Raw genomic sequence first — 25,334 nt, forward strand, 5'->3', positions numbered from 1 at the left:
ACGGATGGGGAACCATGAATAAGATCAATCGGGCGGCGGCTGCCGTGGCGGGGGTCGCGGCGCTGGCGGCCGGGCTGACCGCCTGCGGCGGGGACAGCCTGGAGAAGTCGAGCGGCGGCGACAGCTCCGGTAAACCGGGCAAGGGCTCGCTGGTGATCGGCTCCGCCTCCTTCTCCGAGTCGAAGATCCTCGCGGAGCTGTACGCGGGGGTTCTGAAGGACGCCGGCTATTCCACCTCGATCAAGACGGTGGACGCCCGTGAGCTGTATGAACCGGCCCTGGAGAAGGGCCAGATGGATGTCGTGCCGGAGTACGCGGCGACGCTGGCCGAATTCCTCAACCAGAAGAAGAACGGCTCGAATGCCGCCCCGGTGGCCTCCTCGGACGTGACCAAGACGGTCGCGGCGCTGAAGAAGCTCGCCGAACCGCGCGGGCTGAAGGTGCTGGAGCCCGGCAAGGCCGTGGACCAGAACGCCTTCGCGGTCAGCGGTGACTTCGCGAGGAAACACGATCTCAAGACGCTCTCCGACCTCGGGAAGTCGAAGCAGAAGGTCACCCTGGCGGCGGGCGACGAATGCCCCAAGCGGCCCTTCTGCCAGCCGGGTCTGGAGAAGAAGTACGGCATCGACATCGCCGGGATCGACCCGCTGGACATCGGCAGCGTCCAGGCCAAGCAGGCCGTCAAGGACGGCAAGGACCAGATGGTCCTGACCACGACCACGGACAGCACGCTGGATCAGTTCGGGCTCGTGCTGCTCCGCGACGACAAAAATCTGCAGAATGCCGACAACGTACTTCCCGTGGTGAATGCGAAGTCCGCCGGCTCGCAGAAGATCGCGGACTCGCTGAACAAGCTCACCAAGGTGCTGACGACCGCCGATCTGAGGGAACTCAACAAGAAAGTTGACGCCGAGCGGCTCAAGCCGGGGGATGTCGCCGACGACTACCTGCGGGACAAGGGGCTGGTGAAGTAGGATCAAATCCCCGCTCGGGAGGGCTTGGCAAGGGCTCGGCAAGGGATCTCGGCCGCGCGACCGCCGCATTTGCCAACGGATTGACAACAGATCTGGCCCGGCGGGCACCCAAGCGACCCCTTTGCACGGTAAGTTTCGGGCCATGCCACGTGGACGCCACCGCCAATCCCCACCCCTGCACAGGCTCCTCCCCTCCGCTTCGGTCGCAGTCGCGTCAATAACCTGCGCCGCCGGTGCCTGGCTGGTCGGCGACACGGTCGTGATCCGTGGGCTTGCCGCGACCGCGGCCGGCGCCGCGGTCGTCGGCGCCGTCCTGATGCGCCGTTGGGACCGCTCGGCCGGCCGCCGGGTCGCGGAGGCCGCGAGCGAGACCGCGCGCCAGGAGATGAAGTACGAGGAGCGGATCGCGGAGCTCGAGGCGGACGCCGAGAAGGCGAGCGAGCTCCGCGCCGCGCTCAACACCCGGCTGCGCGCCAAGCGCGCCGAACTCGCCCGGCTCCGCAACGAGCACGCCGAGCTGCTGCGCCGCTACGCCACGGCCGAGACCGAGCGGGCCAGCGCCCTGGAGGGCCGCCGCCGGCTCGCGCTGGAGGCCGCGTCCCCGGCGAAGGCGCTGGAGGCCGCCGGGTCCGCCGAATCGGTCGACTCCGTCAACTCCGACGACGAGCCGGACGAGCTCCCCTCGGGGCTGCCGTCGGCCGCCGCGTACGCCAAGGCCGACGAGGCGCTGAGCCGGCTCAGGGAGAGCGCCCGACGGCAGAAGGAGCGGCGGGAGCAGGCCGCCGCCGCGGCCGCCCGGGGCGAGACTTCGGAGCAGACCCCGGAGCGGGACGCGGAGCACGACGACCGTAAGGGCCGGCGCGAGAGCCGGGGCAAGGACGGTGCCGCCACGCTGGGGAAGCCCCCGGCGGCCGGCGGGCAGGACGGCGACGGCCCGCAGGAGCCGCGCACCCACGCCCGTACGGCCGCCTCGGCGGTGGTGCCGTATGCCGCGGCACGGCGGGCCGCCTCCCGTTCGGAGAGCGGCTTCGACTACTTCGGCACCCAGAAGAAGCAGGCGAAGAAGCAGAAGCGGGAGCCCGAACCGGCCGCCGAGGAGGACCTCGCGGATGTGATCGGCGACGAGACCCTGGCGGAGACCAAGAAGGCGGAGTCCCAGAAGGGCGCGGTGGGCGAGGTCATCGACCTGACCGCGCACGACGAGACGGAGCAGATCGACCTCGGGGAGCTGCGCAGCGCGATCTCGTGAGGGACCGCCCGCGCGGCTCGCCCGCGTGTCGGCCTCGCCGACCTACTTGTCGATGTCGCCGACGACGAAGAAGAGCGACCCCAGGATCGCCACCATGTCGGCGACGAGAGTGCCCGGCAGCAGCTCGGTGAGCGCCTGGATGTTGTTGTACGACGCCGAGCGGAGCTTCAGCCGGTACGGCGTCTTCTCGCCCTTGGAGACGAGGTAGTAGCCGTTGAGGCCGAGCGGGTTCTCGGTCCAGGCGTAGGTGTGGCCCTCGGGCGCCTTGAGCACCTTCGGCAGCCGCTGGTTGATCGGCCCCGGCGGGAGCTCGTCCAGCCGGTCCAGACAGGCGTCGGCCAGCGCCAGCGAGGCGTGCGTCTGCTCCAGCAGACATTCGAACCGGGCGAGGCAGTCGCCCTCCTGGCGGATGGCGACCTTGAGCACGTCCTGGAGTTCCGGGTAGGCCAGGTACGGCTCGTCGCGCCGCAGATCGAAGTCGACGCCCGAGGCCCGGGCGATGGGGCCGCTGACCCCGTACGCGTGCACCGTCTCACGGGCCAGGATGCCGACGCCGCGGGTGCGGCCCCGGAAGATCTCGTTGCCGAGCACCAGGTCGTCGTACACGCCCATCCGCGAGCGCACCTCGGCCACGGCCTGCCGGGCCCGGCCCAGCCAGCCCGCCGGGAGGTCGTCCTTGAGGCCGCCGACCCGGTTGAACATGTAGTGCATCCGGCCGCCGGAGATCTCCTCCATGACGTGCTGGAGGTCCTCGCGCTCCCGGAACGCGTAGAAGATCGGCGTGATGCCGCCCAGCTCCAGGGGGTAGGAGCCGAGGAACATCAGGTGGTTCAGGACCCGGTTGAGCTCGGCGAGGAGCGTACGGGTCCACACCGCGCGCTCGGGGACCTCCATGCCCAGCATCCGCTCGACGGCGAGCACGACGCCGAGTTCGTTGGAGAAGGCGGAGAGCCAGTCGTGGCGGTTGGCGAGCATGATGATCTGGCGGTAGTCGCGCGCCTCGAAGAGCTTCTCCGCACCCCGGTGCATATAGCCGATCACCGGCTCGGCGCTCTGGATCCGCTCCCCGTCGAGGACCAGCCGCAGCCGTAGCACTCCGTGGGTGGAGGGGTGCTGTGGGCCGATGTTGAGCACCATGTCCGTGCTCTCGGCGGCGCCGCCGATGCCGACTGTCGTCTCCGTCATGCGTACCAGTCTCTCAGCTCCCTGTGAGCCCCCTGCTGGGTGCGGCTGTCCGGCAGGCTGTTCCCCTCCCCGCCCCTTCCCGATACCAGGGACTCCGCCCCTGGACCCCGGGGCCCAGGTGGCGGGAGCCCCCAGGTGGCGGAGTCCCCAGGTGGCGGAGTCCCCAGGTGGCGGGAGTCCCCAGGTGGCGGGAGTCCCCAGGTGGCGGGAGTCCCCAGGTGGCGGGAGTCCCCAGGTGGCGGGAGCCCCCGGGCGGCGGGAGTCCCCAGGTGGCGGGGGCCCCACGCGGCGGGGGCTCCACGTGGCGGGAGCCCCCGGGCGGCGGGAGCTCCCAGGCGGCGGGGGCCCCTGCGCGGCGGAGCCGCGTATCGATGCGCCGCGTGGCAGGGCCCGGGGTCTGGGGCGGAGCCCCAGTTTCGGGAAGGGGCGGGGAGGGGGAAGTGCCGATGTGCGGCTCCGCCGCGTGGCCCGCCGCAGGCGCCAAGCTCCGCCGGACACCCCTACGGCCGGAGCACCTCCTGGGGCAGGTTCACCGGCTGGAGGAGCCAGGTGAAGGCGCCGAGGCCCGCGGGGTCGGTCAGCTCCGCGGCCTCGCCCGCCGCGCTGAGGGCGCGGACGTAGGCGGTGGGGTCGGTGGAGGCCAGGGCGAGCGGGGGACGGCGGGCCTCGAGGCCCAGGGCGCGCAGCGCCTCACGCTGGGTCATCAGCCCGGCGCCGGGCCCGGCGGACGCGGTGGATGCGGCAGACGCGGCAGACGCGGCGGCACACGCGTCCATCGCGACATGCGCCGTCAGATCGCAGGAGCCGTCGGGGACGGGCCGGACCTCGCGCCCCTCGCGGAACCCGGTCAGCGTGCCGAAGGGGGGCCGGGTGGCGCGTTCGTGGGCGTAGTCGACGGCGACCGCGAGGCCCGCCCGCAGGGAGCCGACGGCCCCCGCCCAGGCCGCCTCGCGCGGACGGCCGATCTCCGCGCGCAGCCCCGGTTCGGCGCCCGCCAGGGGCCACCAGCGGTCCAGCCACGCGGCGTCCTCGCCGTCCACCGGGTCGCCCAGCCGCTCGGTGCCGTCCAAGGAGGCGAGGTCCACCTCGACCCGGCGGGGCACGCCGTCCGCGTCGGTCTCGGCCACGTCCACGGGCACGTTGTCGAGCCACTCATTGGCGAACAGCAGCCCCGTCCACCCCTCCGGCGGGGCATCGAGCCAGCCGATCCGCCCGTCCAGGCCCGCCGGCCGCTCCGCCCGCTCCACCGCGTACGGACGCAGCCGCCGGCCCAGCCCGTGCGGCAGGCCGGGGGCGAGGGCGAGCACCCGCGTGAGCAGCTCGCCGCGGCCGGCGCCCAGGTCCACCAGCGCCACCTCGGCCGGGTGCCCCAGCGCCTCGTCCACCCGGCACAGCAGCTCCGCGACCGCCCGCGCGAACAGCGGTGAGGCATGCACCGACGTGCGGAAATGCCCCGCCGGGCCCTCCGGGCGGCGGAAGAAGCCGCCCGTCCCGTACAGCGCGCGTTCGGCCGCCGTACGCCATCCGCTCCACTCATGCTTCTCACTCGCCACACCGCCACGCTATGCGGAGTGGTCTCCACCTTGGGGAGTAGGGCCGGGGGTCGCGGATCGCCCCTCGGGCTGACCCGGGAGGGGTCCGGCGATACCTACGCTGGGTGACGTGCAGCGCCTCTACGAATTTCTCCGCAGGCATCCGACAGGGGTGGACACCTTCTGGGCCGTCCTCCTTGTCGCGTCCGGGTTCCTGTGGCTCGTGGAGGCGTCGGTGGGCCGGGGCTCCCGCGTCGCGGGCGTGCCGATCGTCCTGGCGCTGGGGGCGACGATCGCGCTGCGCCGCCGCGCCCCCGAGAAGATGCTGGTGCTGGCCATCCTGTGCGGTCTCGCCCAGATGGCCGCGAACATCCGGCCCAATGTGGCCGACTTCGCCATGCTGGTGATCGTCTACACGGTGGCGGTCACCTCCTCGCGCCCGGCCTCCCGCTTCGCGCTGGGCGTGGCGATCAGCGCGGCCCCCCTCGCCACCCTCCGCTGGCCGCACTCCCAGCAGGGCTGGTGGGAGGACGTGGTCTCGGCGGTCTTCGTCTCCATCCCCTTCGTCCTGGCCTGGGTGCTCGGCGACTCGATCCGCACCCGCCGCGCCTATTACGCGCAACTGGAGGAGCGGGCCGCCCGGCTGGAGAAGGAGCGCGAGGCGCAGTCCAAGGTCGCGGTGGCCGCCGAGCGCGCCCGGATCGCACGGGAGCTGCACGACGTCGTGGCGCACAACGTGTCGGTGATGGTGGTGCAGGCGGACGGCGCCGCGTACGTCATGGACTCCTCGCCCGAGCAGGCCCGGCAGGCGCTGGAGACGATCTCCGGCACCGGCCGCCAGGCGCTCGCCGAGATGCGGCGGCTGCTGGGCGTGCTGCGCACCGGGGAGCCGGGCGAGGAGAACACTTACGTCCCGCAGCCGGACGTCGAGCAGATCGACGAGCTGGTGGAGCAGGTGCGCGGCGCCGGGCTCCCGGTGGACTTCAAGGTCGTGGGCAGCCCGCGCCAGCTCCCCAGCGGGGTCGAGCTGACCGCGTACCGCATCGTGCAGGAGGCGCTCACCAACACCCGTAAGCACGGCGGCCCGGACGTGGGCGCGAGCGTCCGCCTCACCTACTTCGACGACGGGCTCGGGCTGCTGGTCGAGGACGACGGGCGGGGTGCGCAGCAGGAGATGTACGAGGACGGCGGCGCCGACGGCAGCGGCCATGGTCTGATCGGGATGCGGGAGCGCGTCGGCATGGTGGGCGGCACGCTCGACGCGGGCCCTCGGCCGGGCGGCGGCTTCCGGATCAGCGCGCTGCTGCCGCTGAAGCCGGTTCGTTGAGCCATCTGATAGGTGCTGTAGGCCGGCTGTCAGGCCAGAGGGAAGGGACCGTCCGGGATGTCGATCCGCGTCATGCTCGTCGATGACCAAGTGCTGCTGCGCACCGGCTTCCGGATGGTGCTCGCGGCCCAGCCCGATATGGAGGTCGTCGCCGAGGCGGGCGACGGGGTGGAGGCGCTCCAGGTGCTGCGCTCCACCGAGGTGGACGTCATCCTGATGGACGTCCGGATGCCCAAGCTGGACGGGGTGGAGGCGACCCGGCGGATATGCGAGCGGGACGGGGCGCCGAAGGTCATCATCCTGACCACGTTCGACCTGGACGAGTACGCCTTCTCCGCGCTCAAGGCCGGGGCGGGCGGCTTCATGCTCAAGGACGTGCCGCCGGGCGAGCTGCTCGCGGCGATCCGCGCGGTGCACAGCGGTGACGCGGTGGTCGCGCCCAGCACGACGCGCCGGCTGCTGGACCGGTTCGCGCCGATGCTGCCGGGCGGCGGAGCCGGTGGCCCCGGGGGCCGGGCCCGTCCGGAGCTGGACCGGCTCACCGACCGGGAGCGCGAGGTCGTGATGCTGGTCGCGCAGGGGCTGTCGAACGGCGAGATCGCGGCGCGGCTGGTGCTGTCCGAGGCGACCGTGAAGACCCATGTCGGCCGCATCCTCACCAAGTTGGAGCTGCGGGACCGGGTGCAGGTGGTGGTGATGGCCTACGAGACCGGACTGGTCCGGGCCGGGGGGTCGACCGGACCGGCCCGCTGAGGCGACGGCCTTACGGAGGCGACGGCCTTACGGTTGACGTGGCGTCCTTACGGTTGGCATGGCCGTCTTACGGTGGGAGCGGTCGCCTTACCGTTTCGTCCGGCCGTCTTACCGTGCGTCCTCGCCGTTCTGCGGGCGCTCGCGGAGGACCAGGTCGAGCAGTCCGGGGAAGCGCTGGTCGAACTCGGGGCGGCGCAGCCGGTTGACCCGCTTGGGGCCCAGGTCGCGCTGCTCGATCAGCCCGGCCGCGCGCAGCACCGAGAAGTGGTGGCTGAGGGCCGCCTTGCCCACGGGGACGTCGAAGGTGCCGCAGGTGTGCTCCCAGTCGGCCGCCGTGGCGAGTTCGCGGACCAGTTGGAGCCGTACGGGGTCGGCGAGTGCCGCGAGCGCGGTCCGCACGGGGACGTCGTCGGGGTGGGTGTGCCGCGGTGCGGACCGGTGGCTTCGGTTGCTCATCGCCGCTCCTCCGCCGCTCGCCGTTCCGACAGCGTTCACCGTGCGGTGAACATTTTAGGCGGGGCCGGCGCCCTATCGCAGAACGCTCTCCAGGAAGTCGCTGCCCAGCCGGGCCACCGACGGCAGGTCGAGCTGGTGCAGCACATAGCGGCCGCGGCGGCGGGTGGTGACGAGACCGGCCTTCTTCAGCACGGCGATGTGGCGGGAGACCTCCGGGGGCGTGATGCCGTACGACTCGGAGAGCTCACCGGTGGTGTGCGGGCCGCGGGCCAGGGTGCGGCACAGCCGCATCCGCATCGGGTGGGCCAGGGCCTCGAGGCGGCGCTGGACGAGCTCCAGGGCGGCGGGCGGGGGCAGTTCGGGGGTGGCGACCGGGTACTGGATCACCGGGCGCCAGCCGGGGGCGTGCAGGACGATGAGGTGCGGCCAGCCGAAGGCGGTCGGGATGAAGGTGACGCCGTCGCCGTACGCCGTCGTACGGCCGCCCGCCAACTTGTCGACCAGGATGCTCTCCCCGTCCTCCGACAGCGACAGCGCGGCCGAGGTCGACGTCAGCGCCTCCGCGAGCCCCTTGTGCCGCAGCAGCTCCGCCTTGTGGCGGGCGTCGGCGGCGAGCTGGATCCGCGTCCGCCGCCAGGTGTCGGCGAAGAACGCCTGGTCGCAGTCCTCCAGCAGCCGCCGCAACCAGACCCGCAGCCCGTCCGGGTCCTCCAGCATGCGGTCGGCGAAGGCCGCCTGCCGCGGCCCCCGGGCGGCCGCCATCTCGCGGACCCGGGCCCGTTCGCCCGCGTCGACCAGCGGTGAGGGGGTGTGCCGGGTGTACGAGGCGGAGCAGGCGATCTCGAAGGCGGCCGCCACGAACGCCTCGTCGTCGATCCGGTCCAGCGCGTCCAGCTCCTCGGCGAGCGTCGCCCCGGGGGCGGCCGGGAGCAGCAGGTCGGAGCGGGCGGAGCGCCACAGGAAGTCCGCCTCGCAGAGCCGGTCCGCGAGATCCGGCTTGAGCGCCGAGGCGGTGGCGGTGGCCCAGCCGTGCAGCCCGGGGTGGTGGCCGGGCTCGGACAGCACATGGAGCGCGGCGCCCAGCTCGGCGAGCGGGGACGGGCTGAAGACGATGCGCTCGGGCGGCAGCCCGGCGATGTCGATGACATTGGCCATGAGCCCATGGTGCGGGAGCCAGGACCCGGCGTCGCCTTCGTTTGACGCCGATCGTCAAACGGCGTGACCGGCGCCCGGGGCCGGGCGGACCGTCGAGCCATGTCCCTCACCGAGAGTTACGTACTCGACCTGTACCGGGCCGCCCAGCGCGGCGAGCCCGCCCCGCCCGCACCGGGCCTGCACGACTGGCGCACCCTCCGGGAGCTGCGGGAGTACCGCGACGTCCGGGCCGTGATGGCCGGGCGCCCGGCCCGCCGCAGCCGCCATGGCCGCCTTACGGACGCCCTGCGCGCCGTAAGGGCGATCAGGGAGGTGTTCGCGCGGCGCCGGTCAGCCCTCCGTGAGCTCCCGGGCCTCCATGAGCTCCCGGACCAGGGCGAGGAAGGCGCCGGTCGCGGCCGTGACGTCGTCGGCCGTCCACTCGAGTGCGGATGAGGCGACCGTCAGCTCCGTCGTGGCCAGGCCGGGCGGCCCCGGCTCCCGCCAGCGACGGAACAGCACCGTCCGGGTCTCCTCCGCCAGCCGCACCCCCGCCTCGTCCAGCACCGCCGCCGGATACGGCAGCCACACCTGGAACTGGTGGGTGTGCGGCACCTCCGGGTGCACCCGGGACCACCCCACCCCCGCGGCCGTGAACGCCGTCCGCAGCGCCTTGGCCACGACCCGCGCGTGCGCCACGTACGACGGCAGCCTCGGCAGCTCGCGGTCCAGGCCGTCCAGCGCGGCCAGCGCCGCCGGCCACTGCTGGAAGAGCTGGCCGCCGTACCGGTGGCGCCACGCCCTGGCCTCCGTCACCAGGGTCTCGGGACCGGCCAGCGCCGCTCCCGAGAGGCCGCCGAGCGACTTGTAGAAGGACACGTAGACGGAGTCCGCCAGGGCGGCGATCTCCGGCAGCTCCCGGCCGAAGTGCGCCGTGCACTCCCACAGCCGCGCCCCGTCGAAGTGCACCACCGCGTCCCGCTCCCGGGCCGCCTCCACGGCCGCGACCAGCTCTTCCCACTCGGGCAGCACGAATCCTGCGTCGCGCAGCGGGAGTTCGAGGGCGAGGGTGCCGAACGGCTCGTCCAGGTCCCGGATCTCCTCGGCCGTCGGCGGCCGCGGCTCGCTCGTCGGACGGACCGCGCGCAGCCCGCTCACCGTCAGATACGCGTCCCGCTCGTGCATGTCCAGATGGGACAGCGGATGCAGCGCCACCACCGGGCTGCCGGTGCGCCCCGCCCAGCAGCGCAGCGCGACCTGCTGCGCCATGGTGCCGGTGGGGAAGAACGCCGCGGCCTCCATACCGAGCAGCTCGGCGACCCGCCGCTCGAGCTCCTCGACGATGCCGTCGCCGTAGATGTCCACCCAGCCGTCCCCGTCGTACGACGGGGTGTCGGCGTCAAGGGCGGTCGTGAGGGCGGCCAGCCGCTCGGCGATCCGCACCTCCGCGGGCCCGCGGGCGAGCGTCCGCTCGGCGCCGTGCCAGGCCGCGCGGCGGCGCGCCCGCGTGGCCCGCTCCGTCTCGCCGCCCGTGCCGTCCATCTCGTCTGCCTCGTCCGTCCCGTCCGTCATGGGCTGATCATGTCGCACGCCTGTCCATCGGACCACAGAGTTGTCCACAGGCCCGGGCGTGCGGCCAAACCCCCCGGAAACACTCGCGTAGCATGGCGGGGAATCGTCCGGTACCCCTGAGGACTGGAACGGAAGGCCGTTGCCGCGTGAACGCTCAACCACTGCCTGAGCCGCAGGACCGACCTGCCCGGCTCACCGTCGGGGTCGTCGGCGCGGGCCGCGTCGGCCCGGCCCTCGCCGCCTCGCTGAGACTGGCCGGGCACCGCCCGGTCGCCGCGTCCGGTGTCTCCGACGCCTCCGTGCGCCGGGCCGCCGCCCTGCTCCCCGAAGTCCCCGTCGTGCCGCCCTCCGAGGTGCTGGCGCGGGCCGAACTGGTGCTGCTCACCGTCCCCGACGACGCGCTGCCCGAGCTGGTCGCCGGCCTCGCCGAGACCGGCGCGGTGCGCCCCGGCCAGCTCCTGGTGCACACCTCCGGCCGCTACGGCGTCGGCGTGCTGGAGCCCGCGCTGCGGGCCGGTGCGCTGCCGCTCGCGCTGCACCCCGTGATGACCTTCACCGGCACCTCGGTGGACGTTCAGCGGCTGGCCGGCTGCTCCTTCGGCGTCACCGCCCCCGAGGAGCTGCGGCTGGCGGCCGAGGCGCTGGTCATCGAGATGGGCGGGGAGCCCGAGTGGATCGCGGAGGAGTCCCGTCCGCTCTATCACGCCGCCCTCGCCATCGGCGCCAACCACCTCACCACGCTGGTCGCCCAGTCCCTGGAGCTGCTGCGCGCGTCCGGGGTCGAGGCCCCCGACCGGATGCTCGGCCCCCTCCTCGGCGCCGCGCTGGACAACGCGCTGCGCAGCGGCGACGCCGCGCTCACCGGTCCGGTCGCGCGCGGCGACGCGGGCACGGTCGCCGCCCATGTCGCCGAGCTGCGGCGGCACGCTCCGCACGCCGTCGCCGGCTATCTGGCCATGGCCCGTACGACCGCGGACCGGGCGCTCGCGCACGGACTGCTCAAGCCGGAGCTCGCCGAGGACCTGCTCGGCGTGCTCTCGGACGTGACCGACGCGCGGGGCCGGGGAGGTAGTGAGGCATGAGCCCGAAGCTGTGGACCAAGGCGCTTCCAGGGGAGCCGGATGTGGAGCTGTTCCGTCATCGCCCGGATCTGGACGCGGCGCTCGCCCACTTCGCCGTGCCGGGGCGCACGGCCGTCGTGATGACCATGGGCGCGCTGCACGACGGGCACGCCTCGCTCATCCGCGCCGCCCGCGCCCGGGTGGGCGCCAAGGGCCTGGTGACCGTCACCGTCTTCGTCAATCCGCTGCAGTTCGGCGCGGGCGAGGACCTCGACCGCTATCCGCGCACCCTCGACGCCGACCTCAAGGTCGCGGCCGAGGCGGGCGCGGACATCGTCTTCGCCCCCACCGCCGAGGAGGTGTACCCGGACGGTGAGCCGGGCGTCCGGATCACCGCCGGGACCCTGGGCGAGCGCTACGAGGGCGCCTCGCGCCCCGGCCACTTCGACGGGATGCTCACCGTCGTCGCCAAGCTGCTCCATCTCACCCGCCCCGACATCGCCTTCTTCGGCGAGAAGGACGCGCAGCAGCTGTCGCTGGTCCGCCGGATGGTCCGCGACCTGAACTTTCCCGTGGAGATCGTCGGCGTCCCCACCGTCCGGGAGGGCGACGGGCTCGCCCTCTCCAGCCGTAACCGCTATCTGACGGCCCAGGAGCGGGACACCGCGCTGGCCCTGTCCCGGGCGCTGTTCGCGGGGCGCGACGCGGGGCTGCTGGCGGCCGGGGAGGGCCCGGCCGGGTCCGAGGAGCACGAGCTCATACGGGTCGCGTCGCCCGCCGCGGTGCGGTCGGCGGCGCGCGCGGTGCTCGACGAGGCGGCGGGGCTTGAGCCGCCGCTCGTCCTGGACTATCTGGGCCTGGTCGACCCCGCCGACTTCACCGAGGTCTCCGACGGACACACCGGCGAGGCCGTGCTGGCCGTCGCCGCCAAGGTCGGCGCCACCCGCCTGATAGACAACCTGCGCCTGTGGATCGGAGCCGCCCGATGACCCGTCCGACCGGGCGCCCGGCGGCCGAGAGCGCCGCCCCCGCCCTGCGCGCCCCTGCCCCCGGCTGGGCCACCGAGGCCGATGTCGTGGTCGTCGGATCCGGGGTCGCCGGGCTGACCGCTGCGCTGCGCTGCGCCGCGGCCGGGGCCAAGGTCACCGTGGTCACCAAGGCCCGCCTGGACGACGGCTCCACGCGCTGGGCCCAGGGCGGCATAGCCGCCGCCCTCGGCGAGGGCGACACCCCCGAGCAACACCTGGACGACACCCTGGTGGCCGGCGCCGGGCTCTGCGACGAGCAGGCGGTGCGGGCGCTGGTCACCGAGGGGCCCGACGCGGTGCGCCGGCTCATCGCCACCGGCGCCCGCTTCGACGCCGACGACGCCACGGGCGAGATCCTGCTGACCCGCGAGGGCGGCCACCACCGCCGCCGGATCGCCCACGCGGGCGGCGACGCGACCGGCGCGGAGATCTCCCGGGCCCTGGTCGACGCGGTCCGCGCGGCCGGTATCGACACCGTGGAGAACGCCCTGGTGCTCGACCTGCTCAAGGACGGCTCCGGCCGGGCGGCCGGGGTCACCCTGCACGTCATGGGCGAGGGCCGGCGGGACGGCGTGGGCGCGGTGCGGGCGGACGCGGTCGTGCTCGCCACGGGCGGCATGGGCCAGATCTTCTCCGCCACCACCAACCCCGCCGTCTCCACCGGCGACGGGGTCGCGCTCGCGCTGCGCGCGGGGGCCGAGGTCAGCGACCTGGAGTTCGTGCAGTTCCATCCCACGGTGCTGTGGCTGGGCCCGGATGCGGAGGGCCAGCAGCCGCTGGTCTCGGAGGCCGTGCGCGGCGAGGGCGCCCATCTCGTGGACGCCGACGGGGTGCGGTTCATGCGGGGACAGCACGAGCTGGCCGAGCTGGCGCCCCGTGACATCGTCGCCAAGGGCATCATGCGGCGGATACAGGAGCGCGGCGCCGAGCACATGTACCTGGACGCGCGCCACTTCGGGGCCACGATGTGGGAGCGGCGCTTCCCGACCATCCTCGCCGCCTGCCGCGCCCACGGCATCGACCCGGTGACCGAGCCCATCCCGGTCGCCCCGGCCGCGCACTACGCGAGCGGCGGGGTCCGCACCGATCTGCGCGGCCGCACCACCGTCCCCGGTCTCTACGCCTGCGGGGAGGTCGCCTGCACCGGCGTCCACGGCGCCAACCGCCTGGCCTCCAACTCCCTTCTGGAGGGCCTGGTCTTCGCGGAGCGCATCGCGGCGGACATCACCGCCGGGGCGGAGTCCGCGGGACGCGAGCGGCCCGCGGAGCAGACCAGGCCATCGGCTCCCGCTGCTTCCGGCGACGCGCCCCTGCTCGCCTCCGAGGCCCGCTACGAAATCCAGCACATCATGACCCACGGCGCCGGCGTGCTCCGCTCCGCCGAGAGCCTGGCCCGCGCCGCCGACCGGCTGGAGCGCGTCCAGGACGACGCCGCGGCGCAGTTGCGGCGGGACGGCAAGACGGCCGAGCCCGGGGTCGAGACCTGGGAAGCCACCAACCTCCATCTCGTCGCCCGGGTCCTGGTGGCCGCCGCGCTCCGCCGCGAGGAGACCCGCGGTTGCCACTGGCGCGAGGACCGCCCCGAGCGGGACGACGCCGCCTGGCGCCGCCACCTGCTGGTCACCCTCCGTCCGGACGGCACCCTCGATGTCCGTTCCACGGACTCCGAAGCGTTTCCCCCATCGACCACCCCCCGAGCCGAGACGGAGTCCCACCCGTGAGCAGCAGCACTTCCGAAGACCGCCGGCCACCCGTGTCCCTGCCGCTGCTCCAGATCGGCGGCCCCGGTGAGGAGGGCGGCTGCGGCGACGCCTGCGGCTGCGGCGGTGACGACGGTGAACTCGACCCGATGGAGTGCGGTCTGGACCCCGACCTGGCCGAGCTGCTGATCCGCGCCGGACTCGACCCCATCCAGGTCGAGGACATCGCCCATATGGCCATCGAGGAGGACCTCGACCAGGGCGTGGACGTCACCACCGTGGCCACCGTCCCCGAGGACGCCTTCGCCACCGGCGACTTCACGGCCCGTGAGGCGGGCACCGTCGCGGGGTTGCGGATCGCCGAGGCGGTCCTGTCCGTGGTCTGCACGGACGAGTTCGAGGTCGAGCGGCACGCGGAGGACGGCGACCGGGTGGAGCCCGGCCAGAAGCTGCTCAGCGTCCGCACCCGCACCCGCGACCTGCTCACCGGCGAGCGCAGCGCGCTCAACCTGCTGTGCCGGCTCTCCGGTATCGCGACGGCGACCCGTGCGTGGGCCGACGCCCTCGAGGGAACGAAGACCAAGGTCCGTGACACCCGTAAGACCACCCCGGGACTGCGCGCCCTGGAGAAGTACGCGGTGCGCTGCGGCGGCGGGGTCAATCACCGGATGTCGCTCTCGGACGCCGCGCTGGTCAAGGACAACCACGTGATCGCGGCGGGCGGTGTCGCGGAGGCGTTCGGCGCCGTACGGGCCGAGTTCCCGGATGTGCCGATCGAGGTCGAGGTCGACACCCTGGAGCAGATCCCGCCGGTCCTGGAGGCGGGCGCGGATCTCATCCTGCTGGACAACTTCACCCCGGAGCGGACCCGCGAGGCCGTCGAGCTGGTCGCCGGGCGCGCCGCGCTGGAGTCCTCGGGACGGCTGACGCTCGCGAGCGCCCGTACGTACGCCGAGACGGGCGTCGACTATCTGGCGGTCGGCGCGCTCACCCACTCCTCCCCGATCCTGGACATCGGCCTGGACCTGCGCGAGGCCGAGGAGAAGTAAGCGATGCTCCTGACCATCGACGTCGGCAATACGCATACCGTGCTCGGCCTCTTCGACGGCGACGAGATCGTCGAGCACTGGCGGATCTCCACCGACGCCCGCCGTACCGCCGATGAACTCGCCGTCCTGCTCCAGGGCCTGATGGGCATGCACCCGCTGCTCGGCGAGGAGCTGGGTGACGGCATCGCGGGCATCTCCATCTGCTCCACCGTCCCCTCCGTCCTCCACGAGCTGCGCGAGGTGACCCGCCGCTACTACGGCGATGTGCCGTCCGTCCTGGTCGAGCCCGGCGTGAAGACCGGTGTGCCGATCCTGGTGGACAACCCCAAGGAGGTCGGTGCCGACCGGATCATCAACGCGCTGGCCGCCGTCGAGCTGTACGAGGGCCCGTGCGTGGTGGTCGACTTCGGCACCGCGACGACCTTCGACGCGGTCAGCGCGCGCGGGGAGTACGTGGGCGGGGTGATCGCCCCGGGCATCGAGATCTCGGTCGAGGCGCTCGGCGTACGCGGGGCGCAATTGCGCAAGATCGAGCTGGCCCGGCCACGCAGCGTGATCGGGAAGAACACGGTGGAGGCCATGCAGTCCGGCATCCTCTACGGCTTCGCGGGCCAGGTGGACGGAATCGTCCGCCGTATGGCGCGCGAGCTCGCCCAGGACCCGGAGGACGTCACCGTGATCGCCACCGGCGGGCTGGCGCCCATGGTGCTAGGAGAATCCTCAGTGATCGATGAGCATGAGCCCTGGTTGACCCTGATCGGCCTCAGACTGGTCTACGAGCGGAACGTCTCGCGCGGCTGAGCACCGGTGATCAGCTCTTCACCTGCTCTTCACCCGGGTGCTCGACCGCATTGACGGCATTCCGAAACGAATTCCCGCACTCGGGATTCGTCATGCGCAACTGATCGCTCTTCGCCAATGGGTCAAGGGGCGGTCAAGGGAAAGACGGCACATCGAATTCCGTATTGACAAGCGGAACGGCCGTCGACCATGTACACCGGCACCCGGATGCGACGGTCCGCCCCCGGGTGCCGGGTCCGGACGGGACCGCCTCGGCGCGGTCCCGTCCGGCGCTTCCCCCGTATGGCGGCTCGGCGTCCGCAACGCGCCGCACCGTCCGGCGCTCAGCGAAATTTGTCCGCTTAGCACTTAAAGTCGCCCCATGCCCACGCCATATGGATCCCGCGGCGGAATGGCGTTCAGTGCGGATGAGCTGCGTGTGCTCCGACGCGCCCTCGCCATCGCCCTCCAACCCGACCCCGTCACCCCCTCTGCCGGCCCCCTCGGCCCGGACCGGGCGGAGGAGGTCCAGGACTGTCTCCGGCTCGCCGAGGCCGTGGACGAAGCGGTCCGCGAGGGCGGGCGGCTGCGAGCGTTCCTGCTCGACGAGCTCGCCCGCTACCGCGCCGCCCTGCCCGGCGCCGCCGTCGGCTATCTCGAGCAGCTCCAGGGCGCCCTGGCGGCCGGTTACGAGCCGCTGGCCGAGGATCTGGCCGCGCTCCGCGCGCTGTGCGGGTCGGCCGCCGGGGGCGGTGAGGCCACGCGCCGGCGCGCGCTGCTGAGCCAGTGCGAGCTCCTTGCCGAGCTGGGCGTGCGCGCCCGGCTCGCGGAGCGCGCCGGCGCCGTCGTGGAGCCGCGTACGCGCCCCGTGGCGCCCCGGCTGCGTGCCCTGCCCGGCGGGGTCCCGGCGGCGTCCGGGACGGCCGCGCGGGGGTCCGCCAGGAAGGGGCCCGAGGCCGTGCGGGAGGCCGTGCGCCAGTCCGACGAGCCGAAGCGTGAGCCCCGTAAGAAGCCCACCCCGCCGGAGCACGGCGACCGCGAGGAGCCGAAGCGAAGGGAGCCGGGCCGCCGGGCGCCGCGCCCGGGACGTCCGGTGCCCACGCCGGCGGAGGTCTTCCCGCCCAAGCGCCGCCGCCCCTCACCGCCGCCGGAGCGCGAGTCGGGGCTCGCACCCGGCGCCGGGGTCCGCTCCGCCTGACCGGCCGGCCCGGGACGCCCCGCCCGGGACCGGTGCCCGGCTCCGGGCGGCCGCGGCGCGCCGCGTAATCTGGTGGTCTCGAGCAAAAGGAGGCCGAGAGTCATGGATTACGTCTCCGCGCTGGTCCCGCCCGTCGTGATGGCCGTGGCCTTCACCGCGCTCATCGTGACGATGGTGAAGAGCCAGGGCGGCGCCAACAAGTCCAAGGAGGACGCCGCGGTGGACGCCGCGCTGGCGGCCCGCGCCGAGGCCGAGCGCCCGGCGCCGGAGCGCGAGACCTCCTGAGCGGATCGATCACGCCGGACCACGCCCCGCGGACGCGTCGCGTCCCGGGGCGTGTGGCTTTTCGCGTCCAACCGCCCAACCCTCCGGACATTCGCGACATCTCCCACTATTATTCTCGGTGTGCCTCGGCCATTGGGAGATCTCGAAGACGCGGTCATGACGCGGGTGTGGAAGTGGAACCGCCCGGTCACGGTCCGGGAAGTCCTGGAAGACCTTCAGCGGGAACGCTCGATCGCCTACACCACGGTCATGACCGTAATGGACAACCTGCATCACAAGGGCTGGCTGCGCCGTGAGGTGGAAGGCCGCGCCTATCGATATGCCGCGGTCTCCACGCGCGCCGCCTACTCGGCCGCACTGATGAACGAAGCGTGGTCGACCAGTGACAACCCCGCGGCCGCACTCGTCGCGTTCTTCGGGATGATGTCCGAAGAGCAGCGCGACGCACTACGGGATGCCATGCGCGTCGCACAACTGGGGGAGCCGGGGGAGAGACCCGGTGAGTCGGGGCGATGACACGGGGCGATAGCGTCCGCTCATGTCCTCCCCACTATCAAAAGTAGTCACCGTCCGCCGTGCCCGGACCAGCGATGTTCGGGCGGTGCGTCGCCTCATCGACTCGTACGTGGACGATCGCATCCTGCTCGACAAAGCCACCGTGACGCTTTACGAGGACATCCAGGAGTTCTGGGTCGCCGAGCGCGACGAGGACGCCGAGGTCATTGGCTGCGGAGCGCTGCACGTCATGTGGGAAGACCTCGCGGAGGTCCGCACTCTCGCCGTCGATCGGACTCTCAAGGGCACCGGTGTAGGGCATCTGGTGCTTGACAAGCTGCTGCAGACGGCACGCTGGCTGGGCGTGCGGCGCATTTTCTGCCTCACCTTCGAAGTCGACTTCTTCACCAAGCACGGCTTCGTGGAGATCGGCGAGACGCCGGTCGACGGCGATGTCTACAGCGAGCTCCTGCGTTCCTATGACGAGGGCGTCGCCGAGTTCCTTGGTCTCGAACGGGTGAAGCCGAACACCCTTGGCAACAGCCGGATGCTTCTGCAACTGTGATCGCGGGCTCTATGTCCGAATCGCGCCCCTATCACATAGCTCCGGAACATCGCCTTCCATGAGGCTTCCCGCTTGGCCGATCGCTCGAACCTTCCCGGGGGGTTTGTGTTTTTCCGGGAAAAGCGGTTTCCTATTCTCCCGTAGTGTAATTACCTGGGGGGTGAGTCATCAGCGGCTAACGCCGCGCCCCGAGCCCCCCGGTTTTCCCTGAAAGGAACCCCATGGCACAGAAGGTTCAGGTCCTTCTTGTCGACGACCTCGACGGCGGCGAGGCGGACGAGACCGTGACGTTCGCTCTGGACGGCAAGAGCTACGAGATTGACCTCACCACCGCCAACGCGGACAAGCTCCGTGACGCCCTGGAGCCGTACACCAAGGGCGGCCGGCGCACCGGTGGCCGGGCCTCCGGCGGCCGGGGCAAGGCGCGCGCGGCGGCGGGCGGTGGCGGCCAGGACACCGCGAAGATCCGCGCCTGGGCGAAGGAGAACGGCTACGAGGTCAACGACCGCGGCCGTGTTCCGGCGACCGTCCGTGAGGCGTATGAGAAGGCCAACGGCTGAGCGCGTCACCCTTCCCCGGCTCGCCGCTGCCTGGGCAGTGGCAGGGCGCGCACCAACCGGGCTCGGTGGCACTCCGTGGCCGCCGCGCTCACGAGCCGTACGAGATCGGGGGCGCCCCCATCGCCCCCGAAGCCTGCCCGCGGCAGCGTCGGCTCCACCCCGCCCTTCGCGTCGGGAGGTCGCAGCCATACGGCGGCCTCCTGCGGGCATCGCTCACCGGGCGGCCCGGCGCCCAGGGACGGGGGCCGGGAGCGGGCGGGGCATGGCGCGGTGATCCGGCCTCCGGCGCCGATCGCGCCCAGGTCCAGGGCCACACCGCCCCACTCCAGCCAGTCGAGCAGCCCCGGAAGCTCGTCCGCGCTGCCGGCGGCCACCAGGAGCCGCATCCAGGCGCCCTCCACCGCGACCGGACCGGTCCGCGGTACGCGCCGCAGCATCGCGAAACCGGCCACGGTCGGCAGTTCGATGACGTCGAAGGCCACCCCCGTGAGCAATTCGACGGGATCGCTGCCGGCCGTCGGCCAGCCCAGCTCACGCTCGTACCAGCGTGACCGGGCGGCCGGTGCGGACGGCTCCGCGCCGTGGGCCCTGAGGATCATGCCCGGCAGAACTCCCCGCCCGCCCGCTCGGTTACGCGGACGGTGGCGTTCGAACGTGATGATCTCCGTACGCGATGACGTTCCGTACCGGCCCGTGCGCGCCCCGTACCCGTAAGGGGTCCTGCAGGGCCGGTGAACGGGCGCAAGGTTGTTCGCCCATAGCGGATGGAACCGGCCCTCACGGCATGGAGTATCTGTGCTTGCGGGTAAGACATCCCTAGTGGGGAGGGGCGGTCCGCGTGTCGGGAGAAAGCGGCGTTCGCCATCGGCGTACTGGCGGTGGGCGTAGATGCCTGGCCTGCGGGAACATCGTCTCGCACCATCGGGTTGAAGCAGTTGTCGGCTGTTCGGGCAGGAGGCCAGTGGCTGTTTGCCCCGTGCGAGCGGGGGTGATCCGGACGGTTGTCGGCAGTTGGAATGAGCTGTCCCGGGTTGCGGGACTAGCATGCGGAAGGACAGGGAGGGGATCGTCCCCGATCTTTCTGACCGCTCTGAGGAGCGATTAACGATGTTCGAGAGGTTCACCGACCGCGCGCGGCGGGTTGTCGTCCTGGCTCAGGAAGAGGCCCGGATGCTCAACCACAACTACATCGGCACCGAACACATCCTCCTGGGCCTGATCCACGAGGGTGAGGGTGTCGCCGCTAAGGCCCTGGAGAGCCTCGGGATTTCGCTCGAGGCGGTCCGCCAGCAGGTGGAGGAGATCATCGGGCAGGGCCAGCAGGCCCCGTCCGGGCACATCCCCTTCACCCCCCGTGCCAAGAAGGTCCTGGAGCTGTCGCTCCGCGAGGCCCTTCAGCTCGGTCACAACTACATCGGTACGGAGCACATCCTGCTCGGCCTGATCCGCGAGGGCGAGGGCGTCGCCGCCCAGGTCCTCGTGAAGCTGGGCGCCGATCTGAACCGGGTTCGGCAGCAGGTCATCCAGCTGCTCTCCGGCTACCAGGGCAAGGAGGCCGCCACCGCCGGCGGCCCGGCGGAGGGCACTCCCTCCACCTCGCTCGTCCTGGACCAGTTCGGCCGCAATCTCACCCAGGCCGCCCGCGAATCCAAGCTCGACCCGGTCATCGGGCGCGAGAAGGAGATCGAGCGGGTCATGCAGGTGCTCTCGCGCCGCACCAAGAACAACCCGGTCCTCATCGGCGAGCCCGGCGTCGGTAAGACGGCGGTCGTCGAGGGACTGGCCCAGGCCATCGTCAAGGGCGAGGTGCCCGAGACCCTCAAGGACAAGCACCTCTACACCCTGGACCTGGGCGCCCTGGTCGCCGGCTCCCGCTACCGCGGTGACTTCGAGGAGCGCCTGAAGAAGGTGCTCAAGGAGATCCGCACCCGCGGCGACATCGTCCTGTTCATCGACGAGCTCCACACCCTGGTGGGTGCGGGTGCCGCCGAGGGCGCGATCGATGCCGCGAGCATCCTGAAGCCGATGCTGGCGCGGGGCGAGCTCCAGACCATCGGCGCGACCACGCTCGACGAGTACCGCAAGTACCTGGAGAAGGACGCGGCCCTGGAGCGCCGCTTCCAGCCCATCCAGGTCGCCGAGCCGTCGCTGCCGCACACCATCGAGATCCTCAAGGGCCTGCGGGACCGCTACGAGGCGCACCACCGCGTCTCGATCACGGACTCGGCCCTGGTCGCGGCCGCCACCCTGGCCGACCGCTACATCTCGGACCGCTTCCTGCCGGACAAGGCGATCGACCTGATCGACGAGGCCGGTTCCCGGATGCGGATCCGCCGGATGACCGCACCGCCGGACCTGCGCGAATTCGACGAGAAGATCGCCGATGTGCGCCGGGAGAAGGAGTCCGCGATCGACTCGCAGGACTTCGAGATGGCCGCGGGCCTGCGCGACAAGGAGAAGCAGCTCCTGGCCGCCAAGGCGAAGCGGGAGAAGGAGTGGAAGGCCGGCGACATGGACGTCGTCGCCGAGGTCGACGAGGAGCTGATCGCCGAGGTCCTGGCCACGGCCACCGGCATCCCGGTCTTCAAGCTCACCGAGGAGGAGTCCTCCCGGCTGCTGCGCATGGAGGACGAGCTGCACAAGCGCGTCATCGGCCAGAAGGACGCCATCAAGGCGCTCTCCCAGGCCATCCGGCGCACGCGTGCGGGCCTCAAGGACCCCAAGCGCCCCGGTGGCTCGTTCATCTTCGCGGGCCCGTCCGGCGTCGGTAAGACCGAGCTCAGCAAGACCCTCGCCGAGTTCCTCTTCGGCGACGAGGACGCGATGATCTCGCTCGACATGTCGGAGTTCAGCGAGAAGCACACCGTCTCGCGGCTCTTCGGCTCCCCGCCCGGATACGTGGGCTACGAGGAGGGCGGCCAGCTCACCGAGAAGGTGCGTCGCAAGCCGTTCTCCGTGGTCCTCTTCGACGAGGTCGAGAAGGCCCACCCGGACATCTTCAACTCGCTGCTGCAGATCCTGGAGGACGGTCGGCTGACCGACTCCCAGGGCCGGGTCGTGGACTTCAAGAACACGGTGATCATCATGACCACCAACCTCGGCACCCGGGACATCTCCAAGGGCTTCAACCTGGGCTTCGCCGCCCAGGGCGATGTGAAGACCGGCTACGAGCGGATGAAGGCCAAGGTCAACGAGGAGCTGAAGCAGCACTTCCGCCCCGAGTTCCTGAACCGTGTCGATGACACCGTGGTCTTCCACCAGCTCACCGAGGACGACATCATCCAGATCGTCGACCTCATGATCGCCAAGGTGGACGAGCGGCTCAAGGACCGCGACATGGGCATCGAGCTCAGCGGTGACGCCAAGAAGCTGCTGGCCAAGCGGGGCTACGACCCGGTCCTGGGCGCCCGGCCGCTGCGCCGGACGATCCAGCGCGAGGTCGAGGACGTGCTCTCGGAGAAGATCCTCTTCGGCGAGCTGCGTCCGGGCCACATCGTGGTCGTGGACACCGAGGGCGAGGGTGAGGAGAAGAAGTTCACCTTCCGCGGCGAGGAGAAGTCGGCGCTGCCGGACACCCCGCCGATCGAGTCCGCCGCCGGTGGCGCGGGCCCGAACCTCAGCAAGGAGGCGTGACGCGGAGCTTGAGCTTCGCCGATCGCCTCGGGGCCGCCCCGGACCGTTTCCCGGTCCGGGGCGGCCCCCTTTCGCGCAGGGGCCGGAGGTGGCCCCCTTTCGTGCAGGGGCCGCGCAGGCGCGGCCTGAGGGGCTCTGTGACGCCCCGGGAGGCCGGGCACGCCAAACCCCTCCGGGGCTCCCCTCAGAACCCTCCGGGGCTCCCCTCACGCGCCCGCCACGATGACCTGGACGCCCTCCGGGACGCCGGTCACCTCCGCGTTGCGGTGGCTCAGCCGCAGGATCTCCAGCCTCGGGAAGCCGGCCAGCCAGCTCAGGTCCAGGTCCGCGCCCAGGTCGTAGGCCAGCCACAGCTCGGTCAGCCGCTCGGCCACCAGGCCCTCGGTCAGCTGCTCCGGGGTGAACGCACCGGCGATCTGGACGCAGGGGCGGCCACCGAGCCTGCGCAGCGCCCGCAGTTCCTCCAGGTCCGACACCGGAAAGTCGAGTTCCCGCGCATCGAGATGGGCGATGATTTCCTCGGCGTAGCGGTCGGTGTCATATCGCCGCCAGGCGCCCGCGAGCTGCGCCCGTACCGCCCATGAGGCGCGGTCCCGCAGCCGGACCAGATAGTCGATCGCGCGGTCGTCGGCTATCGAGGTGGCGGTGACGGCCAGCCGGTGGGCCTCCTCATCGGATACCCCGCTGGGATCCGGCAGCATTTCCAGCACGATAGGCCCGATCCAGCCCAGCGCCCGGGCCCCTTCCAGCGAGGTCGGGCGTACCAGATCACGGGTATAGCGATGCACCCGGGAACGCACCTCGGGGTCCAGCTCCGTCGCGTGTTCCAGACATGCGGCCGCCAGGAGTTTGCGATGGCGGGCATGGACCGGCCGGGCGTCTTTACGGGCCGCCAGCAGCCCCTCCAGGAGGTAGGCGCATTCATCGGGACGGGCGAGAGCCACGGACATTCTGATCACTTCTTCCCAGTCGTCCAGGTGTGCGTGGTCGATCAGGAAGTCAAAATCGTGCCGTTCGACGACCGCTCTCGCGCTGAGATAGTCCTGGAACGTTCGGTGCACGAAATCGACCGAACCGGGTGTGGGCTCGCGCAATAGACCGGTCCGGTTGAGCAGATGGCGGTAGATCTCCTCCGGCCCGCCCTGCCGCTCCGCGTGCGGAATGGCCGGGATGTACCGGCCGAGCGTCTCGACGGCGGTGGCCCGGTCCATTTCGGACCGGCCGTTGACGAGCATCCAGTGCGCCAGCTTCTGCAGCAGCCGGATCTTCGGTTCCTGGGGGAGGTCGATTCCGTCCGGCGGCAGCATGGCGCGCTCGCGGTCGCGCCGTTCCAGGAGCATGGAAAGGGCCGCGTCATAGAGGGCTTTCCGGCCGCGCGGCAGATAGCCGCGGCGGTCGCGGTGCAGTGCGCACAGCAGACCGCACATCAGTGGATTGGTGGCCAGCCGCCCGAGGTCCCGGGTAATCCTTACGGCGTCCAGCAGCGTTTCCTCGTAACCGCTGAGCCGGTCCAGATCGACCCGGTCGGTGATGTCCTGGCGGGCCGCCGCATGCCAGCGCCGGATGAACGCGGTGACGCCCTCGCGGCTGAGCGGGGAGAGTTTCAGCTCGGTGAAGCGCTCGGAGGCGAGCCAGTTCTCCCGTACGGCCGAGGGGCGCGAGGTGACCAGCCAGACATTTCCGGGATAGCGGGTCGGTAGCTCGCGCAGCGCCTCGCGGAGCCGTTCGCGCTCCTCCTCCGGGGCCTCGTCCACGCCGTCCACGAGCAGCAGCCCGCGCCCGTGCGACAGCACCCGTTCGGCCCAGCCGGGCGGCTGCGCGGCGGCGTGCGGATAGCGGACGGCGGACAGGAAGGCATCCGGCTCCGGGAAGCCGTCGCGGTTCGGCTCGGCGCGGCGGAACCGGCGCACGGGGAGCACGAACGGGACCCGCCCGCGCAGCCCCTCCAGCGGGCCCGGGAGGTCGCCGCGCGCCACGGACACCGCGAGCCGCTGCACCAGCGTGGTCTTGCCCGACCCCGCCACGCCCCACAGCAGCACCCGGGTGCGCCCGGCGAGGGCCTGCTCGGCGGGGGCGCTGGGGCCGCCCCCGTCGGTCTCGGTCTCCAGGCTGAGATAGGCGGCGTCCAGCGGCCAGCTGTCGGGGGAGTGGGCCAGATCGATGCCGTAGATGGTGAGGTGGTCGTGGGCGGCGATGATGTCCTGGGCGTAGCGCTCCTCGAACGCGGCGTCCTCGGCGGCCGCGACGAAGGGGGAGCGGAGGGTGAGGAAGCGCAGGATGTGCGCGCAGACGGCCTCCCGCAGCGAGGCGTGCGTCCGGGCGTCCGCCGGGTCCAGTTCCTCGTCGGCGTCGGGGGCGGCGATGGCGAGGTGGCGGGCGAAGGCTTCGGGGCCGAGGCGGACGGCCCGCAGGTCGTCCAGGTCGACGGTGCCGAGGGAGTGGAGGGTGCGGGCGAGGGCGTCGGTCAGCTGGGTCAGCTGGGGCCGCGCCTGATCGGCGATGTCTTCGTCGATCTCCTTCGCGACGTCTTCGATGAGCGCGGAGGCGATCCGGGGCAGGTCGCGTTCGGTCAGCGTGCGGTGGTCGCCCTGGAAGGCGACGAGGGAGGCGATGCGGACGGGCCGGTCCACCGGCCCGTCGGCGACGAAGAGTTCCTGGACCAGTGTGGCTATGGCTGCGTCTGCGGCTGCGTCTGCGGGATCCATGAGGCCCCGTCCCCCCGGTGACTGTTGTTCGCCGTTCGGAAGCCACCAGGGTAGGCACGGTCTGTGCCGGATGGGTGGGGTTCGGCGTGGGTT

General features: G+C 72.1%; 23 protein-coding genes. 16 read left to right on the forward strand and 7 right to left on the reverse strand.

Translation table 11 applies throughout. The features are described 5' to 3' along the window. Positions 1 to 14: 14 nt before the first annotated feature. Both ACZ6TD_RS26275 and ACZ6TD_RS26280 read left to right on the forward strand, forming a co-directional pair. Positions 15 to 974 carry an ABC transporter substrate-binding protein gene (locus ACZ6TD_RS26275; RefSeq protein ID WP_471342090.1) on the forward strand — a complete coding sequence of 320 codons (960 nt, stop codon included), beginning with the start codon at positions 15 to 17 and terminating at the stop codon, positions 972 to 974. Positions 975 to 1,233: 259 nt separating this feature from the next. Next, positions 1,234 to 2,223 carry a hypothetical protein gene (locus ACZ6TD_RS26280; protein ID WP_471342092.1) on the forward strand — a complete coding sequence of 330 codons (990 nt, stop codon included), beginning with the start codon at positions 1,234 to 1,236 and terminating at the stop codon, positions 2,221 to 2,223. A gap of 42 nt (positions 2,224 to 2,265) precedes the next feature. Here the strand turns inward: ACZ6TD_RS26280 and ACZ6TD_RS26285 are convergent, their stop codons facing one another. Further along, positions 2,266 to 3,408, reverse strand: a complete 1,143-nt coding sequence (locus ACZ6TD_RS26285) for an NADH-quinone oxidoreductase subunit D (protein ID WP_471342094.1) — start codon at positions 3,406 to 3,408, stop codon at positions 2,266 to 2,268. Positions 3,409 to 3,908: 500 nt separating this feature from the next. Further along, positions 3,909 to 4,961, reverse strand: a complete 1,053-nt coding sequence (locus ACZ6TD_RS26290) for an SAM-dependent methyltransferase (RefSeq protein WP_471342095.1) — start codon at positions 4,959 to 4,961, stop codon at positions 3,909 to 3,911. Positions 4,962 to 5,070: 109 nt separating this feature from the next. Here ACZ6TD_RS26290 and ACZ6TD_RS26295 point away from each other — a divergent pair, with 109 nt between their 5' ends. Continuing rightward, on the forward strand, positions 5,071 to 6,267 hold the full coding sequence (locus ACZ6TD_RS26295; RefSeq protein WP_471342097.1) for a sensor histidine kinase: 1,197 nt from the start codon (positions 5,071 to 5,073) through the stop codon (positions 6,265 to 6,267). Between the two features lie 57 nt (positions 6,268 to 6,324). After that, positions 6,325 to 7,020: a response regulator transcription factor gene (locus ACZ6TD_RS26300; RefSeq protein ID WP_471342098.1), complete on the forward strand. Its 696-nt coding sequence runs from the start codon at positions 6,325 to 6,327 to the stop codon at positions 7,018 to 7,020. Between the two features lie 108 nt (positions 7,021 to 7,128). Here the strand turns inward: ACZ6TD_RS26300 and ACZ6TD_RS26305 are convergent, their stop codons facing one another. Then, positions 7,129 to 7,476 (reverse strand): ArsR/SmtB family transcription factor, encoded by a 348-nt coding sequence (locus ACZ6TD_RS26305; protein WP_471342099.1) that lies wholly within the window; start codon positions 7,474 to 7,476, stop codon positions 7,129 to 7,131. Between the two features lie 72 nt (positions 7,477 to 7,548). Next, positions 7,549 to 8,631: a DUF5937 family protein gene (locus ACZ6TD_RS26310; RefSeq protein ID WP_471342101.1), complete on the reverse strand. Its 1,083-nt coding sequence runs from the start codon at positions 8,629 to 8,631 to the stop codon at positions 7,549 to 7,551. A gap of 99 nt (positions 8,632 to 8,730) precedes the next feature. Between ACZ6TD_RS26310 and ACZ6TD_RS26315 the strand changes: the two genes are divergently transcribed. Further along, the gene (locus ACZ6TD_RS26315) at positions 8,731 to 9,066 is read left to right on the forward strand and encodes a hypothetical protein (protein WP_471342103.1); all 336 of its coding nucleotides are present in this window, start codon (positions 8,731 to 8,733) and stop codon (positions 9,064 to 9,066) included. Here the strand turns inward: ACZ6TD_RS26315 and ACZ6TD_RS26320 are convergent. Further along, the gene (locus ACZ6TD_RS26320) at positions 8,962 to 10,182 is read right to left on the reverse strand and encodes a threonine aldolase family protein (RefSeq protein WP_471342104.1); all 1,221 of its coding nucleotides are present in this window, start codon (positions 10,180 to 10,182) and stop codon (positions 8,962 to 8,964) included. The two genes, ACZ6TD_RS26315 and ACZ6TD_RS26320, sit on opposite strands and share 105 nt — an antisense overlap. A 146-nt stretch (positions 10,183 to 10,328) precedes the next feature. Here ACZ6TD_RS26320 and ACZ6TD_RS26325 point away from each other — a divergent pair, with 146 nt between their 5' ends. From ACZ6TD_RS26325 to ACZ6TD_RS26370, 10 genes are all read left to right on the forward strand, one after another. Then, the gene (locus tag ACZ6TD_RS26325; RefSeq protein WP_471342105.1) at positions 10,329 to 11,264 is read left to right on the forward strand and encodes a Rossmann-like and DUF2520 domain-containing protein; all 936 of its coding nucleotides are present in this window, start codon (positions 10,329 to 10,331) and stop codon (positions 11,262 to 11,264) included. Further along, positions 11,261 to 12,232, forward strand: a complete 972-nt coding sequence (gene panC / locus ACZ6TD_RS26330; protein WP_471342106.1) for a pantoate--beta-alanine ligase — start codon at positions 11,261 to 11,263, stop codon at positions 12,230 to 12,232. The genes ACZ6TD_RS26325 and panC overlap by 4 nt, the downstream gene beginning before the upstream one ends. Next, positions 12,229 to 13,992, forward strand: coding sequence for an L-aspartate oxidase (locus tag ACZ6TD_RS26335; protein ID WP_471342107.1), 1,764 nt, complete (start codon positions 12,229 to 12,231; stop codon positions 13,990 to 13,992). Before panC ends, ACZ6TD_RS26335 begins: the two co-directional genes overlap by 4 nt. Next, positions 13,989 to 15,020: a carboxylating nicotinate-nucleotide diphosphorylase gene (nadC, locus tag ACZ6TD_RS26340; RefSeq protein WP_471342109.1), complete on the forward strand. Its 1,032-nt coding sequence runs from the start codon at positions 13,989 to 13,991 to the stop codon at positions 15,018 to 15,020. Before ACZ6TD_RS26335 ends, nadC begins: the two co-directional genes overlap by 4 nt. 3 nt (positions 15,021 to 15,023) lie before the next feature. Beyond that, positions 15,024 to 15,821 (forward strand): type III pantothenate kinase, encoded by a 798-nt coding sequence (locus ACZ6TD_RS26345; RefSeq protein WP_020870373.1) that lies wholly within the window; start codon positions 15,024 to 15,026, stop codon positions 15,819 to 15,821. Between the two features lie 361 nt (positions 15,822 to 16,182). After that, positions 16,183 to 16,998 (forward strand): hypothetical protein, encoded by an 816-nt coding sequence (locus ACZ6TD_RS26350; protein ID WP_471342110.1) that lies wholly within the window; start codon positions 16,183 to 16,185, stop codon positions 16,996 to 16,998. Between the two features lie 102 nt (positions 16,999 to 17,100). After that, positions 17,101 to 17,283 carry a hypothetical protein gene (locus ACZ6TD_RS26355; RefSeq protein ID WP_044573347.1) on the forward strand — a complete coding sequence of 61 codons (183 nt, stop codon included), beginning with the start codon at positions 17,101 to 17,103 and terminating at the stop codon, positions 17,281 to 17,283. Between the two features lie 120 nt (positions 17,284 to 17,403). Then, positions 17,404 to 17,799 carry a BlaI/MecI/CopY family transcriptional regulator gene (locus tag ACZ6TD_RS26360; RefSeq protein WP_385214602.1) on the forward strand — a complete coding sequence of 132 codons (396 nt, stop codon included), beginning with the start codon at positions 17,404 to 17,406 and terminating at the stop codon, positions 17,797 to 17,799. A 22-nt stretch (positions 17,800 to 17,821) separates the two neighbouring features. Then, a complete protein-coding gene (locus ACZ6TD_RS26365; protein WP_191064449.1) occupies positions 17,822 to 18,343 on the forward strand; it encodes an amino-acid N-acetyltransferase in 522 nt (173 codons plus the stop codon). Positions 18,344 to 18,564: 221 nt separating this feature from the next. Beyond that, positions 18,565 to 18,903, forward strand: a complete 339-nt coding sequence (locus ACZ6TD_RS26370; protein ID WP_137978524.1) for a histone-like nucleoid-structuring protein Lsr2 — start codon at positions 18,565 to 18,567, stop codon at positions 18,901 to 18,903. A 5-nt stretch (positions 18,904 to 18,908) separates the two neighbouring features. Here ACZ6TD_RS26370 and ACZ6TD_RS26375 read toward each other — a convergent pair whose 3' ends face one another. Beyond that, positions 18,909 to 19,502: an SCO3374 family protein gene (locus ACZ6TD_RS26375; RefSeq protein ID WP_471342113.1), complete on the reverse strand. Its 594-nt coding sequence runs from the start codon at positions 19,500 to 19,502 to the stop codon at positions 18,909 to 18,911. A 508-nt stretch (positions 19,503 to 20,010) separates the two neighbouring features. On the opposite strand from ACZ6TD_RS26375, the gene ACZ6TD_RS26380 reads away from it, so the two are divergent. Beyond that, on the forward strand, positions 20,011 to 22,536 hold the full coding sequence (locus ACZ6TD_RS26380; RefSeq protein WP_471342114.1) for an ATP-dependent Clp protease ATP-binding subunit: 2,526 nt from the start codon (positions 20,011 to 20,013) through the stop codon (positions 22,534 to 22,536). Positions 22,537 to 22,742: 206 nt separating this feature from the next. On the opposite strand, the gene ACZ6TD_RS26385 is transcribed toward ACZ6TD_RS26380, so the two are convergent. Continuing rightward, the gene (locus ACZ6TD_RS26385; protein ID WP_471342116.1) at positions 22,743 to 25,241 is read right to left on the reverse strand and encodes an NACHT domain-containing protein; all 2,499 of its coding nucleotides are present in this window, start codon (positions 25,239 to 25,241) and stop codon (positions 22,743 to 22,745) included. Between the last annotated feature and the right edge of the window lie 93 nt (positions 25,242 to 25,334).

The organism is Streptomyces yongxingensis, assembly GCF_055597465.1.